The 14873-nt window shown below is 70.8% G+C and carries 13 protein-coding genes; 3 read left to right on the forward strand and 10 right to left on the reverse strand.

Annotated elements, in window-relative coordinates:
• Nucleotides 1–15: 15 nt before the first annotated feature.
• Nucleotides 16–720: a nucleotidyltransferase domain-containing protein gene (locus tag Adu01nite_RS01050; RefSeq protein ID WP_203724273.1), complete on the forward strand. Its 705-nt coding sequence runs from the start codon at nt 16–18 to the stop codon at nt 718–720.
• Between the two features lie 94 nt (nt 721–814).
• On the opposite strand, the gene Adu01nite_RS01055 is transcribed toward Adu01nite_RS01050, so the two are convergent.
• Nucleotides 815–1510 (reverse strand): VIT1/CCC1 transporter family protein, encoded by a 696-nt coding sequence (locus tag Adu01nite_RS01055; RefSeq protein ID WP_203724274.1) that lies wholly within the window; start codon nt 1508–1510, stop codon nt 815–817.
• Entirely contained in the window at nt 1507–2364 is an 858-nt protein-coding gene (gene map / locus Adu01nite_RS01060) for a type I methionyl aminopeptidase (RefSeq protein ID WP_203724275.1), read from the reverse strand. Before map ends, Adu01nite_RS01055 begins: the two co-directional genes overlap by 4 nt.
• A 67-nt stretch (nt 2365–2431) precedes the next feature.
• On the opposite strand from map, the gene Adu01nite_RS01065 reads away from it, so the two are divergent.
• A complete protein-coding gene (locus Adu01nite_RS01065; protein WP_203724276.1) occupies nt 2432–2749 on the forward strand; it encodes an STAS domain-containing protein in 318 nt (105 codons plus the stop codon).
• Here Adu01nite_RS01065 and Adu01nite_RS01070 read toward each other — a convergent pair.
• The 7 genes from Adu01nite_RS01070 to Adu01nite_RS01100 all read right to left on the reverse strand — a co-directional run bounded on the left by Adu01nite_RS01070 (nt 2739) and on the right by Adu01nite_RS01100 (nt 13252).
• Nucleotides 2739–6245 (reverse strand): SpoIIE family protein phosphatase, encoded by a 3507-nt coding sequence (locus Adu01nite_RS01070; RefSeq protein ID WP_239132041.1) that lies wholly within the window; start codon nt 6243–6245, stop codon nt 2739–2741. The two genes, Adu01nite_RS01065 and Adu01nite_RS01070, sit on opposite strands and share 11 nt — an antisense overlap.
• A 168-nt stretch (nt 6246–6413) precedes the next feature.
• Nucleotides 6414–7166 carry a gamma-glutamyl-gamma-aminobutyrate hydrolase family protein gene (locus tag Adu01nite_RS01075; protein ID WP_203724277.1) on the reverse strand — a complete coding sequence of 251 codons (753 nt, stop codon included), beginning with the start codon at nt 7164–7166 and terminating at the stop codon, nt 6414–6416.
• A gap of 48 nt (nt 7167–7214) precedes the next feature.
• Entirely contained in the window at nt 7215–7898 is a 684-nt protein-coding gene (locus Adu01nite_RS01080; protein WP_203724278.1) for a gamma-glutamyl-gamma-aminobutyrate hydrolase family protein, read from the reverse strand.
• Between the two features lie 242 nt (nt 7899–8140).
• Nucleotides 8141–8905: a 3-oxoacyl-ACP reductase gene (locus tag Adu01nite_RS01085; RefSeq protein WP_203724279.1), complete on the reverse strand. Its 765-nt coding sequence runs from the start codon at nt 8903–8905 to the stop codon at nt 8141–8143.
• Nucleotides 8906–8917: 12 nt separating this feature from the next.
• A complete protein-coding gene (locus tag Adu01nite_RS01090) occupies nt 8918–10276 on the reverse strand; it encodes an aldehyde dehydrogenase family protein (RefSeq protein WP_203724280.1) in 1359 nt (452 codons plus the stop codon).
• 37 nt (nt 10277–10313) lie between these two features.
• Entirely contained in the window at nt 10314–11660 is a 1347-nt protein-coding gene (locus tag Adu01nite_RS01095) for a glutamine synthetase family protein (RefSeq protein ID WP_203724281.1), read from the reverse strand.
• A 68-nt stretch (nt 11661–11728) separates the two neighbouring features.
• Entirely contained in the window at nt 11729–13252 is a 1524-nt protein-coding gene (locus Adu01nite_RS01100; RefSeq protein WP_203724282.1) for an amino acid permease, read from the reverse strand.
• 663 nt (nt 13253–13915) lie between these two features.
• Between Adu01nite_RS01100 and Adu01nite_RS01105 the strand changes: the two genes are divergently transcribed.
• Nucleotides 13916–14269: a MerR family transcriptional regulator gene (locus tag Adu01nite_RS01105; RefSeq protein ID WP_203724283.1), complete on the forward strand. Its 354-nt coding sequence runs from the start codon at nt 13916–13918 to the stop codon at nt 14267–14269.
• A gap of 12 nt (nt 14270–14281) precedes the next feature.
• Here the strand turns inward: Adu01nite_RS01105 and Adu01nite_RS01110 are convergent, their stop codons facing one another.
• Complete coding sequence (locus Adu01nite_RS01110; protein ID WP_203724284.1) at nt 14282–14866, reverse strand: TetR/AcrR family transcriptional regulator; 585 nt, start codon at nt 14864–14866, stop codon at nt 14282–14284.
• Between the last annotated feature and the right edge of the window lie 7 nt (nt 14867–14873).

A 14873-nucleotide genomic window follows, 5' to 3' on the forward strand; every position in this document is an offset into this window, starting at 1 on the left:
GCAGAGAATGACGGTGTGCTCGAGGAGATCGACGTTTCACCGCGGGGGCACCTGGCGGTGCGCCTGCGTGACGTGATCGAACGGCGATGGTCGGCCGAGGTCCAGGCGATCGGGGTGCACGGGTCGCTCGCGCACGGCGACGACCGCGACGGCAGCGACGTGAACGTGCTGGTCGTGACGTACCGCGCGGGGGCCGGGCCGAAGCCGGCGCTGCGCAAGGTCGACGGCACGCTGGTCGACCTCGAGGTGGTCACCGGGGACGAGGGGCTGCGGCGGGCGCGGGAGCTGACCTCCCGCTGGCCGCTCGACGCCGACCGCTACGTGACCACCCGGCCGCTGCACGATCCGCGCGGATGGTTCGCCCGGCTGCGCGACACCCACCTGACCCGGCTGGCCGAGGCCCGGCCGCCCGAGTTCAGCACGCTGGCCCGGCACAACTGGGCGCTCGCCTCGGCGGCGCACACCCGCGCGGTGCGGCTCGCCGAGTGGTATGAGACGGACGCCGCGCTCGTGATGATCGCCGAGGCCCGGCTGCACATCGCGCTGGTCACCGGCCTGCTGACCCGGACCTATTTCCGCAACGCGGCCGACGCGGTGAAGCGCACCGGGGTGGCCGGCGCCGACATGCAGGAGCTCAGCACGATCCTGAAGGAGCACGCCGAGGAGCTGGCGGCCCGGGGCCGGCCGGTGGACGGAAACCTGGGCGCGCTGTTCGAGTAAGAGCAGCAGCGCAACCGGGCAAGCCCACCGCAGGCACGACGGACGCGGGAGGCGGGGACGGCCACGAATCGGCGGTGACGCTGAGACCGCGTACTCAAGAAATGCCGACGCCGATCCACGTGCCGATGCCATAGGTGATCGCGGCGGCGAAGCCGCCCAGGGCGAGTTGGCGCAGGCCGCTGGACCACCACCGGTTGGCCGTGAAGCGGGCGACGACGGCGCCGGCGCCGAAGAGACCGAGGCCGCCGATGCCGAGTGCGAGCCACAGGCTGTCGCTGCCGAGAAGGTAGCTGAGCAGCGGAATCAGGGCACCGATCGAGAAACAGACGAACGACGAACCGGCCGCGGTCCACGGGCTGGGCAGTTCGTCCGGGACCACGCCCAGCTCCTCCTGCGCGTGCACCCGCAACGCCAGCTCGGGGTTGTCGCGCAGCACATCGGCGACCATCTGGGCCAGGTGCACCGGCAGGCCGCGGGCGGTCCAGGCGGCGACCAGCTCGGCCGCCTCGCCCTCCGGATTGACCTCGAGCTCGTGCCGTTCCTTGGCCAGCTCGGCGGCGACCTGGTCGTTCTGGGTGCGGACGCTGGTGTATTCGCCCAGGCCCATCGAGATCGCGCCGGCCACCAGCCCGGCCACCCCGGTCAGCACCAGCGTGCGATGCGCGACCCCGCCGCCGCCCACGCCGGCGATCAACGCGATGTTGGTGACCAGGCCGTCCATCGCGCCGAACGTCGCCGCCCGCAGCCAGCCGCCGGAGACGTCGGCATGGTGCTCCGCAACGGCAGTCACGGGAGGGTCAGGATCTCGGCGCCATCCTCGGTCACCACCAGGGTGTGCTCGAACTGGGCGGTCCACCGGCGGTCCTTGGTGACCACCGTCCAGCCGTCGCCCCACAGGTCGTACTCGTGGGTGCCGAGGGTGATCATCGGCTCGATGGTGAAGGTCATCCCCTCCTCGATCACCGTGTCGAGGCGCGGGTTGTCGTAGTGCGGGATGTAGAGACCGGAGTGGAACGTCTCGCCGATGCCGTGGCCGGTGAAGTCGCGGACGACGCCGTAGCCGAAGCGGCGCGCGTACGCCTCGATGACCCGGCCGATCACGTTGATCGGGCGGCCGGGGGCGACCGCGCGGATGCCGCGCATCATCGCCTCGTGGGTGCGCTCGACCAGCAGGCGCGCCTCCTCGCCGACCTCGCCCACGCAGAACGTGGCGTCGGTGTCGCCGTGCACCCCGTCGAGGTAGGCGGTGACGTCGACGTTGATGATGTCGCCGTCCTCGAGCACGGTCGAGTCGGGGATGCCGTGGCAGATCACCTCATTGAGCGACGTGCAGCACGACTTCGGGAAACCCTTGTAGCCCAGCGTCGACGGGTAGGCGCCGTGGTCGAGGATGAACTCGTGCACCACCCGGTCGATCTCGTCGGTGGTGACGCCCGGCTTGCAGTGCTCCCCGGCGAGCTGGGTCGCCTGCGCCGCTATCCGCCCGGCGATCCGCATCTTCTCGATGGTCTCGGGGGTCTGCACGTGCGAGCCGCGCCATTCCTTCGGGCGCTTCTTGCCGACGTACTCGGGACGGACTATCTGCGCCGGGACCGCCCGCCAGGGCGACTGCTTTCCCGGCACCAGTGGGGCGCGCACGGTCATTCACCCAGCCTATCGTCGGCGACGGCCGGGCCGGTTCTTGCTGCTCCCCGGGAGGCTGTGAAATCGTATGTTCGTGGATCAAGACGGTCCGGACCCCAACTTCTCGGCCACCACCGCCGTGGCCGACGGCATCGCCACGGTGACCGTGACGGGCGAGGTCGACATGTCGACCGCCGACGCGATGGTTCGTGCCGCCACCAAGGACGCCGCGCCCGCCGCGACCCTCGACCTGCGACAGGTCACGTTCTTCGACTCGGCCGCCATCCACGCGGTGCTCCAGCTGGCCGAGCAGCTCGGCAGCGGGCTGACCGTGCTGCCGTCGACCCAGGTCCGCCGGGTGCTGGAGATCTCGGGCTTGGCCGGCCAGCCCTGGCTCAGCGACTGATCGGACGGCGCAGGGTCACCGCGGTGCCGCTGTCGCGGCGGGCCACCGAGAGTTCGGTCAACGCGCCGATCATGGCCAGGCCACGCCCGCGGAAGCCGCCCGCCGACGCCGGTCGCCACCGCCCCGAGTCGCGCACGGTGACCACCACCGCGTCGTCGTCGACCGAGGCCTCGACCGTGATCAGCGGCTCGGCCGGCTCGACCGGGTGCTCGATCGCGTTGGCGGCGGCCTCGGAGACCGCCACCGTCAGGTCGAACACGTCGGCCTCCGGCACGCCGTAACCGGTGAGGAAGTCCTCCAGCCGGCGGCGCAGTGCACTGAGCCGGGTCGGGTCGGCCGGCAGCCGCATCACGAACTCGCGGGGCTCGGTGGCCTGCAGCGCGAGCAGGGCGATGTCGTCGCGCCGCGGGCGCTGGGCCGCGTTGGCCAGCAGTGCGTCGAGCAGCTCCTCGACGTGGTCGGCCGGCTTCGCGGCGGCGGTCAGCAACTCGGCGAGGCCGGTGTCGATGCCGATCCGGCGGTCCTCGACCAGGCCGTCGGTGAACAGCAACAGCCGGCTGCCGGGGCGCAGCTCGGCCTCGACGGTGGGGTATTCGGCGACGGCGAGCGCGCCGATCGGCGGGCCCAGCGCGGTGCGGTAGAGGAACTCGCCCGGCTGCCCGGGGCGGACCACCACCGGCGGCGGGTGCCCGGCCGAGGAGTAGTGCAGCTGGCCGATCGCCGGGTCGAAGCGCACGCAGACGACCGTGGCGAACTGCCGCCGGCCCAGGTTGTCGACCAGCCGGTTGAGCCTGGTCAGCGCCTCACCGCAGTCGAAGCCCTCGAGGATGTACGCCCGCAGTGCGTTCCGCAGCTGTCCCATCCCGGCCGCCGCCTGTACGCCCTTGCCGACCACGTCGCCGATCACCAGGAACAGCCGGTCCTGGTGATCGGCGATCACGTCGTACCAGTCGCCGCCGACCTCGGCCTCGCTACTGCCGGGCAGGTAGCGGCTGGCCACGATGGCGCCGGGCACCCGGGGCAGCGACGGCGGCAGCAGGCTGTGCTGCAGGGTGGTGGCGATCCGGTGCTCGGCCTCGTAGAGCCGGGCGTTCGCCAGCCGCAGGCCGATCAGCCGGGCCAGCTGGGTGAGCAGGGCGGGCTCGGGTGGACCGTCCGAGGAGGACCAGACCCGCAGCTCGCCGACCGCCGTGCCGGAGGTGTCCGGCAGGGCCAGCCGCACGTCCGGGCCGGCCAGCGGGTCGCCGCCACCGTCCGCCTCGGCCCGCGCACCGGCCGCGGTCACCACCACCCGGCCGGCGCCGGTCATCGCCTGCACGTGCCGGGCGGCCACGTCGAGCACCTCGGCGGTGGTGCGCACGGTGCTGACCGCGGTGGCCGTGTCGACCAGGCCGCGCAGCCGGCTGATCACCTGCCGGCGGGCCTGCCCGAGGTCGAGGTTGGCCCGCACCCGGGCGGTCAGGTCCCGCGCCGTGAACGGCTTCACCAGGTAGTCGTCGGCGCCGGCGGCCAGGCCCTCGCCGGACGCCTCCTCGCCGGCCCGGGCGGAGAGCACCACGATCGGCACGTTGCGGGTGCGGTCGTCGGCGCGCAGCGCGGCGATCAGGCCGAAGCCGTCCAGCCGGGGCATCATCACGTCGGTCAGCACCAGGTCGAACGACTCGCGCTCGACCAGCTCGAGGGCGTCCCGGCCGTCGACCGCGGTGGTCACGTGCCAGTGCGGGCGCAGCAGCCGGGCCACGTGGTCGCGCAGGTCGACGTTGTCGTCGACGAGCAGGATGCGGCCGGGCCGGTCGGTCACCGTCGCCTCGGCCGGCTCGTCGTCGCGCAGCCAGGACGAGGCCTCCTCCTGGAACAGCCGGGGCGCGACGTCGGTGACCACCAGCGCTCCCGCCGAGCCGAGCCGGTCCTCGGGGAGGTGCGCCGTCCCCAGTGGAATGCGGACGGTGAAGACGCTCCCCCGGCCCAGCTCACTCTCCGCACTCACCGAGCCGCCGTGTAGCTCGGCCAACTCGCGCACCAGGGCGAGTCCGATGCCGGTGCCCTCGTGGGTGCGCGACCAGACCCCGGTCACCCGGTGGAACCGGTCGAACAGCAGCGGCTGCTCCTCCGGCGGCACGCCGGCCCCGGTGTCCCGCACGGTCAGCACGGCCTGACCGCCGTCGGCGTGCATGCCGACCGCGATCCGGCCGGACCGGGTGAACTTGACCGCGTTGGAGAGCAGGTTGAGAACGATCTTCTCCCACATCTCCCGGTCGACGTGCACCGGTTCCGGCAGCGCCGGGGTGTCCACCACCAGCTCCAGTTCGGCCCGCTCGACCGCCGACCGGAACGTGCTCGCCAGTCGCGCCGTGTAGTCGGCCAGATCCGTCGGACGGTAGCGAGCCCGCATCCGGCCCGACTCCAGCTGGGAGAAGTCCAGCACCGTGTTGACCAGCTTCAGCAGGCGCAGGCCGTTGCGCTGCATCGGCAACAGCCGGGCCCGCTCGGCGGCCGGCAGCGACGGGTCGTCGAGCAGGTCCTCCAGCGGTCCGAGGATCAGGGTCAGCGGGGTGCGGAACTCGTGACTCACGTTGGAGAAGAAGTTGGTCTTGAGCTGGTCGATGGCGGCCAGCTCGGCGGCCCGGGCCCGTTCCTGCTCGTAGGCGCGCACGTTCGCCACCGCCCGGGAGATCTGCGCGGCCGTCAGTTCCAGGAAGTCCCGGTAGCCGCGGTCCAGCGCGATGAACCGGCTCACCCCGACGATCAGCGCCCCGTACCTCGAGGCCCCGATGCCGACCGGAAGCACCAGCGCGTCGTCGGCCGCGGTCGGCGGCGGGTCGGTGATCTCCCGCAGCGGGATCCGGCCGTCGGCCGGGACCGCCGGGATCTCGGCCGGGTCGAGCACCAGCCGGGCGAACGGGAGATCCGCCGGATTGTCGCGGAACACGTCGGCCAGGTCGGCGACCAGGGCGGCCTCGTCCAGCGAGTCGGCCAGCCGGGACCCGAGGGCGCTCAGCGTGCGGGTGCGGCGCTCACCGAGCACCCGGAACGTGGTGTCGGTGACGATGCAGAACAGCCCGCGGACCTCGCCGTCGGCCCTCCGGATCGGATCGTAGGAGACGTCGAAGTACGACTCCTCGAGGAAGCCGTGCCGCTCCAGCCAGAACGGATGGTCCGGCGCGAAGAACGCGGTGTCCTGCGCGAACACCCCGTCGAACAGCTCCTCCAGCACCGCCCACGTCTCGCTCCACATCTTCCGGCACGGCTGGCCCACGTTGCCGGGATGCTTGGTGCCGAGCGCCGGGATGTAGGCGTCGTTGTAGAGAGCGCAATACTCCGGCCCGAAGAAGATGATGATCTGGGTCCGCGACGCGAGCATCGTCGCGACCGACGTGACCAACTCGTCGGGCCAGGTCTCCGGCGGTCCGAGCGGGCTGGTCGACCAGTCCAGCTCCAGCATCCGCCGGCCCATCTGGCCGCCACGCTCGAACGCGGTCCGCAACTGCGGCGGCATCTCCCGGCCATCCGTCACGGTTCTGCACCGTAACACCGTCCACAACACCGGAACCTCTTTCGGGGTACGCGTCGGGACGTCCCCCACCGCAGCCATGGCCGAACCCGGCCCCAGCGGCCGGGCCGTCGCTGGTCACGGCCGTCCCGGGCCACCGGCCGGGCGAATGGTTCAGCGGCGCGCGAACTCGCGCCGGGCGAGGCCCGAGCGCTCCGCGGCGGCCTCCGCCAGCGCGGTGAAGACCCGCAGGTCGGCGGTCCGCTCGGGGTGCCACTGCACGCCGAGGGCGAACGTGTGGTTCGCGCTCTCGATGATCTCCACGATCCGGTCGTCCGGGCACCAGCCGACCGGGGTGAACTTGCCCGGGTCGTCGACCGCCTGATGGTGGAAGGAGTTGACCACCAGGCGCGGGCCGAGCAGGTCGTGCGCCCGCGAACCGGGCTCGATCACCACGTCGTGCCGGCCGTACGCGGCGGCGTCGGCGGCGAGCGGGTCGGTGCCGGCCGCGGCCTGGTGCAGCTCGTTGCCGGTCAGGTCGGGCAGGTGCTGATGCAGGGTGCCGCCGCCGGCCACCGCCATCACCTGCATGCCGCGGCACACCCCGAGGATCGGCAGGTCGCGGTCGAGCGCGGCCTTCATCAGCATCATCTCGGAGGCGTCGCGCGCCGCGTCGGTGTCGGTCGCCGGGTGCCGCTCGGCTCCCCAGTGCGCCGGGTCGACGTCGCCGCCGCCGGAGAAGACGATCCCGTCCAGCGAATCCAGCACGTCGATGTCCGGGTCGTCCGGGGTGATCAGCACGGCCCGTCCGCCGGTGGCATGCACGGCCCGGACATAGGTCATCGGGAGCATTCCCGCCATCAGGTCGTTGTTGCTGTACTGCACCTGCTGGGCGTACGCGGTCATGCCGATCAGTGGCCTACGCATTCGCTGGGTTCCTCCTCGTCCCGTTCTTCGGCAAAGGTGGTGTATCGCTTAGCCGGCCGCCTCCACGAGCGCGCCGAACAGTCGCTGGTCCCGGGTGACCTCAGGGTGCCACTGCACGCCAAGCACGAACCGCCGGTCCGGGGCCTCGACCGCCTCGGCCAGCCCGTCCTCGGTGCGGCCGGTGACCCGCAGCGTGCCCGGGTCGGCCACGCCCTGGTGGTGGTAGCAGTGGATGCCGAGGTCGTCGCCCATCAGCTTGGCGATCAGGCTGCCGCCCTCGAACCGGGCCTCGTGCTCGCCGTAGACGCCGGGCGCCGGGCGGTGCTGCTCGTGGCCGAGCACATCGGGCAGATGCTGGTGCAGGGTGCCGCCGGTCGCGACCGCCAGCACCTGCATGCCCCGGCAGACGCCGAGGACCGGCAGGTCCAGCTCCAAGGCCTTGCGGACCAGCAGGAACTCACCCGCATCCCGCTCGGGGCGGGACTCGGTGAGCGGGGCCGGCTCGGCGCCGTAGCGGCCGGGCTCGATGTCGGGGCCGCCCGCCAGCAGCAGGCCGTCGAGCACCCGGAGCACGTCGGCATCCCGCTCGTCGGGCGGGAGGATCACCGCGCGGCCGCCGGCCAGCTCGACCGCGGCCACGTAGTCGTTCGGGATCAGCGCCGTGGACACCTCGTGCCAGACGCCCCACGTGGCGGGCACCACGTACGAGGTTATGCCGATGATCGGGCGCATCGCTCCACCGTAGTCAGATCATGTTTCAGCGTGGACTCAATTAGCGCGGCGGGCGCGTCGCCGGAGTCCGGCGGCCTGAGATGGGTGCGCGGCGTCACCTCGGACTGAGGTGGCGCCGCGCCCGGGTCCGTCTGACCCACCTACACAGGGATCCGTGCCTGCGCCGGCGGGGATTCGACCCCTGCGTCCGGATCAATCGGACGTAACACAGGTCGTTCCCCGGGTAATGGCGGGTTGAAACATCACAGCGGCGTTACGTACGCACCCGTGATGCCGCCGTCGACGACGAACTGCGATGCGGTCATGAACGAAGCGTCGTCGCTGGCCAGGAACGCCACCGCGGCCGCGATCTCATCGGGCTCGGCGAACCGGCCCATCGGGACGTGCACGAGCCGGCGGGCGGCCCGCTCCGGATCCTTCGCGAAAAGCTCCATGAGCAGCGGCGTAGCCACCGGTCCGGGGCAGAGCGCGTTGATCCGGATGCCTTCGCGGGCGAACTGCACGCCCAGCTCCCGGGTCATCGCGAGCACCCCGCCCTTGCTCGCCGTGTAGGCGATCTGCGAGGTGGCCGCGCCGAGCAGGGCCACGAACGATGCGGTGTTGATGATCGAGCCCTTGCCCTGCCGCTGCATGTGCGGGATCGCGTACTTGCAGCAGAAGAAGACGCTCGTCGTGTTGACCCTGAGCACCCGCTCCCACGCGTCGATGCCGGTGACCAGGATCGAGTCGTCGTCGGGCGGCGAGATGCCGGCGTTGTTGAAGGCGATGTCGACCCGGCCGTACCGCTCGGCGACCCCGTCGAACAACGCCTTGACCTGCTCCTCGTCGCTGACGTCGCAGGCCACGAACTCGCCGCCGGTCTCGTCGGCGGCGGCCTTGCCGGCGTCGGCCGAGATGTCCACGGCGATGACCTTGGCGCCCTCGGCCGCGAACCGCCGGGCGGTGGCCAGCCCGATCCCACTGCCGGCGCCGGTGATCACGGCGACCCGGTCCTGCAAACGCTCCACGTAGCGGCCCTTCTAGGAATCTGTCGAGAGGAAGACGTTCTTCACGTCGGTGAAGCCGAGCAACGCGTCCGGGCCGAGCTCGCGGCCGAGGCCGGACTGCTTCATGCCGCCGAACGGCGTCCAGTAGCGCACCGACGAGTGACTGTTGACGCTGAGCGCGCCGGTCTCCACGGCCCGGGAGACGCGCAGCGCCCGGCCCAGGTCGCGGGTCCAGATCGAGCCGGACAGGCCGTACTCGGTGTCGTTGGCGAGGCGGACCGCGTCCTCCTCGTCCTTGAACGGCAGCACCGACAGCACCGGGCCGAAGACCTCCTCGCGCCAGTGCCGGTCGGCGGCGCCGTGGGCCAGCAGCACGGTCGGCGGGAACCACCAGCCGTCGCCCTCGGGCGCGCTCCCCCGGAAGGCCACGTCGGCGCCGTCCACATAGGAGGCGACGGTGTCCCGGTGCCCCGCGGAGATCAGCGGGCCCATCTCGGCGGTCGCGTCGGCCGGGTCGAACACCCGGAAGGACTTGACCGCCGGTTCGAGCAGGGCCAGAAACCTGTCGTAGACCGACTCCTGGACCAGCAGCCGGGAACGGGCGCAGCAGTCCTGGCCGGCGTTGTCGAAGACCGACGAGGGCGCGGACGCCGCCGCCTTCTCCAGGTCGGCGTCGGCGAAGACGACGTTGGCGCTCTTGCCGCCCAGCTCCAGGGTCACCCGCTTCACCTGGTCGGCACAGCCCGCCATGATCGACTTGCCGACGTCGGTGGAGCCGGTGAAGCAGACCTTGCGCACCGCCGGGTGGGTGACGAACCGCTGGCCGACGATCGAGCCCTTGCCCGGGACGATCTGGAAGACGCCCTCCGGCAAGCCCGCTTCGAGGGCCAGCTCGCCGAGCCGGATCGCGGTGAGCGGGGTCAGCTCGGCCGGTTTGAGCACGACCACGTTGCCGGCCGCGAGCGCCGGGGCGAACCCCCAACCGGCGATCGGCATCGGGAAGTTCCACGGCACGATGATGCCGACCACGCCGAGCGGCTCGTGGAAGGTGACGTCGAGCCCGCCCGCGACCGGGATCTGCTTGCCGATCAGCCGCTCCGGCGCGCCGGCGTAGTAGTTGAGGACGTCCCGGACGTTGCCCGCCTCCCAGCGCGCATTGCCGATGGTGTGTCCCGCGTTGCGTACCTCAAGATTCGCAAGTTCGTCGATGTGCTCGTCCACCACCGCCGCGAAGCGGCGCAGCAGCCGGGCCCGCTCGCCGGGCGCGACCGCACGCCAGCCCGGAAACGCGCGTCGAGCACGCTCGATGGCCGCATCGGTTTCCGCCAGGCCCAGCGAAGGGACGCTGGTCAATACGGTTCCGGTGGACGGGTTGATCACGTCAGTTGTCACGCATACCTCCCTGGCGCGATCCTTACACAAGAACCTTTCACATCCGCTCGAACCCGCGACGGAGCTCCCAATCCGTCACCGCGGCGTCGAAGGCCGCGAGCTCGACGTGGGCCATGTTGGCGTAGTGGCCGACCACGTCGGCGCCGAACGCCGCGCGGGCGATGTCGCTACCGACCCAGAGCTCCTGAGCCTCGCGCAGGGTGGCCGGCACCCGGCCGGCGTCCGCGTCGTCGTAGGCGTTGCCGACGAACTCGGGCTCCAGCTCCAGCTCGTTCTCGATGCCGTGCACCGCCCCGGCCACCAGCGCGGCGATCGCCAGGTAGGGGTTCACGTCGCCGCCCGGCACCCGGTTCTCGATCCGCATGCCCTGGCCGTGCCCGGCCATCCGCAGCGCGCACGTCCGGTTGTCGACGCCCCAGCGCAGCGCGGTCGGCGCGAACGAGCCCGGCTGGTAGCGCTTGTACGAGTTGATGTTGGGCGCGAACAGCAGGCAGAACTCGCGCAGCGTGGCGAGCAGCCCGGCGATCGCCCGCTCCCCGATCACGCTGAGGTGGGCCGGCCCGTCACCGAGCATCGCCGACCGGTCGTCCTCGCCGCGCAGCGAGAAGTGGATGTGGCAGGAGTTGCCCTCGCGGGCGTTCGGCTTGGCCATGAAGGTGAGCGCCATGCCCTCCTGGGCCGCGATCTCCTTGGCGCCGTTCTTGTAGATCACGTGGTTGTCGGCGGCCTTCAGCGCGTCGGCGTAGCGGAACGCGATCTCGTGCTGGCCGAAGTTGCACTCGCCCTTGGCGCTCTCCGGGGTGAGGCCGGCCCCGTACATGTCGTTGCGGATGCGGCGCAGCAGCGGCTCGACCCGGGCGGTCCCGAGCAGCGAATAGTCCACATTGTATTGATTTGCCGGGACAAGGTCGCGGTAGTTCTTCTCGAACGCCTGCTCGTAGCTGTCCTTGTAGAGGACGAACTCCAGCTCGGTGCCGGCGAACGCGGTCAGGCCGTGCGCGGCCAGCCGCTCCAACTGCCGGGCCAGGATCTGCCGGGGCGAGGCGTAGACCGGGTCGCCGCCGGTGGTGAACAGGTCGGCCAGCACCATCGCGGTGCCCGGCTGCCACGGCACCTTACGCAGGGTGCTGAAGTCGGGCCGCATCACGAAGTCGCCGTAGCCGCTCGACCAGGACGACATCTCGTAGCCGTCGACCGTGTTCATGTCGACGTCGACCGCGAGCAGGTAGTTGCACCCCTCGCTGCCGCCGCTGACCACCTCGTCCATGAAATACCGGCCGTGCAGGCGTTTGCCCTGCAAGCGGCCCTGCATGTCGGTCAGGGCCAGCAGCACGGTGTCGATGCTGCCGTTGTCGACGGCGACGTCGAGCTCCTCGAGGTCCATGGCAGAAGTCCTAACGCAGTGTTGGTCGGGGGACGGGCTGAAGGCCCGTCCCCCACGGATCAACTAGATCACTCGGTGGGCATGGTCTGCTCGCCGTGCGCTGCTTTTTCGATCAGGTTCTGCTTGGGGCCGGTGAACCAGTTCTTGGCGCTCGCGAACCACCAGATCGTCGCGGCGCCGACCACGACCGCCACGGCGACGATCGTGTAGTTGAAGTTGGTCGCCGTGATCGGCCCGGCCGTCGGCAGGACGAACAGCACACAGATCACGAGTACCCAGACGATCGCGATCCAGCCGATCGGCGCGCTCCATTTGCCGAGGCTCCACGGGCCGGGCTGGAACTCCGGGTTGCGCCGGCGGAGGAACACCGGGCCGACGTACGCGATGTAGAGGCCGATCACCGCGATCGAGGTGGCCGCCAGGTAGGCGGTCGTGTTCCAGAGCGACGGCAGCACCAGGATGACCGAGAGGGTCACGCACAGCCAGATCGAGTTGGTCGGCGTGCCGGTGCGCGGGTTGACCTGCTTCCAGATCCGCGAGCCGGGCAGCGCGCCGTCCCGGGCGAAGGCGTACGACATCCGCGAGTTGGCGGTGACCGAGGCCATGCCGCAGAACCACTGCGCGACCATGCAGATGAACAGCAGGAACGTGCCGGTGTTGTGGCCGACCGCGTCGATGAAGATCTGCGCGGGCGGCAGGCCGAGCGACGTGGTCCGTTCCGCCTCGTAGTCCTGGATGGACCAGGTGATCGCGAAGAGCAGCACGAAGCCGGCGATCACCGAGACGACCACCGACAGCACGATGCCGCGCGGGGCGGCCCGGGACGCGTCGTGGGTCTCCTCGGCCACGTGCGCCGAGGCGTCGTAGCCGGTGTAGGTGTACTGCGCCATGAGCAGGCCGATCAGCACCGCGTAGACCCCGGCCCCGGCGAAGGTGAAGCCGGTGGCGTTGTGCACCTCGGTGAAGACCTCGGAGATCGGCTTGTGCTGGTCCGGGATCACCGCCAGCAGCACCACGATCACGCCCACGCCGACCAGGTGCCACCAGGCGCTGACGTCGGAGAGGAGCCGGACCAGGCTGACGCCGAACGTGTTGAGCAGGCCGTGCACGATGATGATGACCAGGAAGATCAGGAACGTCTTCCCGGGCGTGACCTCCATGTCGAAGGTCAAGCTGAGGAAGGCGGCGGTGGTGATCGCCGCGCCGAAGTCGATGGCCGCGGTGACCGCCACCTCGCCGAGGAAGTTGAACCACCCCACGAACCAGGCCCACGCGGCCTTGTTGTTCTTGGCCAGCGCCGCCGCCCACCAGTAGAGGGCGCCCGCCGTCGGGTAGGCCGAGCAGACCTCGGCCATGGCCAGGGCCACCACGGTGACCATGATGCCGACGAAGAGCCAGCCGAGCGTGATGGCGATCGGTCCGCCGGCGGTCATGGCAATGCCGTACGACGTGATCGCGCCGGCGAGGATGGAAATGATCGAGAAGGAGACCGCGAAGTTCGAGAAGCCGGAGAGTCGGCGGTGCAATTCCTGCTGGTAGCCGAGCTGGGCGAGACGTTCTTCGTCGGTGCTGGGTGTGGGGTTGACGCTCATTGCGACTCCCTTGACCGAGGGGGCGCTGTGACCTGGGCCACCGCGTTCCGTGATGATCTCGCCGGGTTGTTACATGCGTCAATGATCAAAGTTAATTGCGTTGCTCATGGGGTCGCCGGACCGCCACACTCATAGACACAACGGGCACCACGCGAGCCCTCGGCAGGCATCGCGGAACCCGCAGGGGCTGTCCAGTCGCCCCTGCCCCGCGGCGGTGCGGGGCGCGGTCACCTCTCTCAGACGCGGCTCTGCCGCGCCCGGCGCCCGCCCCGCACCGCCGCCCCGTTCCCGCTCACCGCCATCGATCCCCTCGGGACGGTCTGACGTTTTGTCCGAAAAATCTACAGCCGCGATACTAGAAATCGGCGCGTGTCGGGCATAGTCTTCCTGTGTCGGCCACGCACAGCCGGCAGAGAACTGGCACTGAACCTGAGTTGGCTAAGGAGGACGAGATACCGCAGCAACGCGAAATCGCAACGTCCCCGACCCGACAAGAGGTGATCGCAGCCGATGCTTATCACTCAGGCCGTCCGTTAGCGGCACGCAGACGGACGACCGCATGCGCCGACGACGGTCGGCACCAGAATTGAAAAGCCAGGGCCCCGGTTACCCGCCGGGGCCCTGGACTGTCCCCCCACCGGACACGACCCCCTCGGAAGGGAAATGAGCACGTCCTTCGACGACGCCGACTACCCGGCGTACACGATGGGCCGCGCCGCCGACATGATCGGTGTGACCGCGGCCTTCCTGCGCAGCCTCGGCGCCGCGGGCCTGATCGAGCCCGAGCGCTCCCTCGGCGGCCACCGCCGCTACTCACGCCACCAGCTTCAACTCGCCGTTCGCGTCCGGCAGCTGCTGGACGAGGGCCTTCTGCTCGCCGCCGCCTGCCGGATCGTCACGCTCGAGGACCGGCTCGCCGCGGCCCACCGCCACATCCTCGAACTCGGCGGCGTCATCGCCCCCGGAGACGACGCCTCGCGCCCCACCACGACGTCCCGCCGCGAACCGGCGGCATAAAAGCCTGAGAAGTCAGCCGACCCGCCGGACGATCGCCTTCAACGACTCCTCGACGTCCTCGATCGGCCGTTCCGGCTGGAACACCAGCCAGTCCACCGCCACGACCAGGCCGACCCCGAACAGCGCCGCCGAGGCGACCCGCACGTCCAGGTCGTCCGGCAGGTCGCCGGAGTCGACGCCGGCCTGCACCGTCTCGGCGATCACCCCGATCGCCTGCTCGCGCAGCAGGATCAGGGTCTGGTGCCACTCCCGGTTGGTCCGCCACATCTCGGACAGCAGCAGCTGGGCGAACGCCCGGTAGCGGCGGATGTATTCGAGCTGAGTGCGGATCAGCGCGCCGACCGCCTCGCGCGGCGGCAACCCCTCGACCGCCTCCCGGAAACCGGCGGTGAGCAGCTCGACGCCGTGCCGCAGCAGCTCCTCGAACAGCTCGTTCTTCGACTTGAAGTTGTAGTAGACGGTGCCCTTGGCGACGTTGGCCCGCAGCGCGATGTCGTCCACGGTGGTGGCCGAGAAGCCCTGCTCGGCGATCAGCTCGACGGCGGCCTCGTAGAGCCGCTGCTTGGTGTCCGCCCGCCGCCGGGTCCGGCCGTCCATCAGTCGC

The sequence above is a fragment of the Paractinoplanes durhamensis genome, assembly GCF_016862175.1.
In the GTDB taxonomy this organism is placed as follows: domain Bacteria; phylum Actinomycetota; class Actinomycetes; order Mycobacteriales; family Micromonosporaceae; genus Actinoplanes; species Actinoplanes durhamensis.

Bases quoted from the DNA above. Each gene is read 5' to 3' on its own strand.
- map (WP_203724275.1), bottom strand. From the start codon at position 2,364: ATGACCGTGCGCGCCCCACTGGTGCCGGGAAAGCAGTCGCCCTGGCGG.
- Adu01nite_RS01065 (WP_203724276.1), top strand. From the start codon at position 2,432: ATGTTCGTGGATCAAGACGGTCCGGACCCCAACTTCTCGGCCACCACC.
- Adu01nite_RS01070 (WP_239132041.1), bottom strand. From the start codon at position 6,245: ATGCCGCCGCAGTTGCGGACCGCGTTCGAGCGTGGCGGCCAGATGGGC.
- Adu01nite_RS01075 (WP_203724277.1), bottom strand. From the start codon at position 7,166: ATGCGTAGGCCACTGATCGGCATGACCGCGTACGCCCAGCAGGTGCAG.
- Adu01nite_RS01080 (WP_203724278.1), bottom strand. From the start codon at position 7,898: ATGCGCCCGATCATCGGCATAACCTCGTACGTGGTGCCCGCCACGTGG.
- Adu01nite_RS01095 (WP_203724281.1), bottom strand. From the start codon at position 11,660: ATGGACCTCGAGGAGCTCGACGTCGCCGTCGACAACGGCAGCATCGAC.
- Adu01nite_RS01100 (WP_203724282.1), bottom strand. From the start codon at position 13,252: ATGAGCGTCAACCCCACACCCAGCACCGACGAAGAACGTCTCGCCCAG.
- Adu01nite_RS01105 (WP_203724283.1), top strand. From the start codon at position 13,916: ATGAGCACGTCCTTCGACGACGCCGACTACCCGGCGTACACGATGGGC.
- Adu01nite_RS01110 (WP_203724284.1), bottom strand. From the start codon at position 14,866: ATGGACGGCCGGACCCGGCGGCGGGCGGACACCAAGCAGCGGCTCTAC.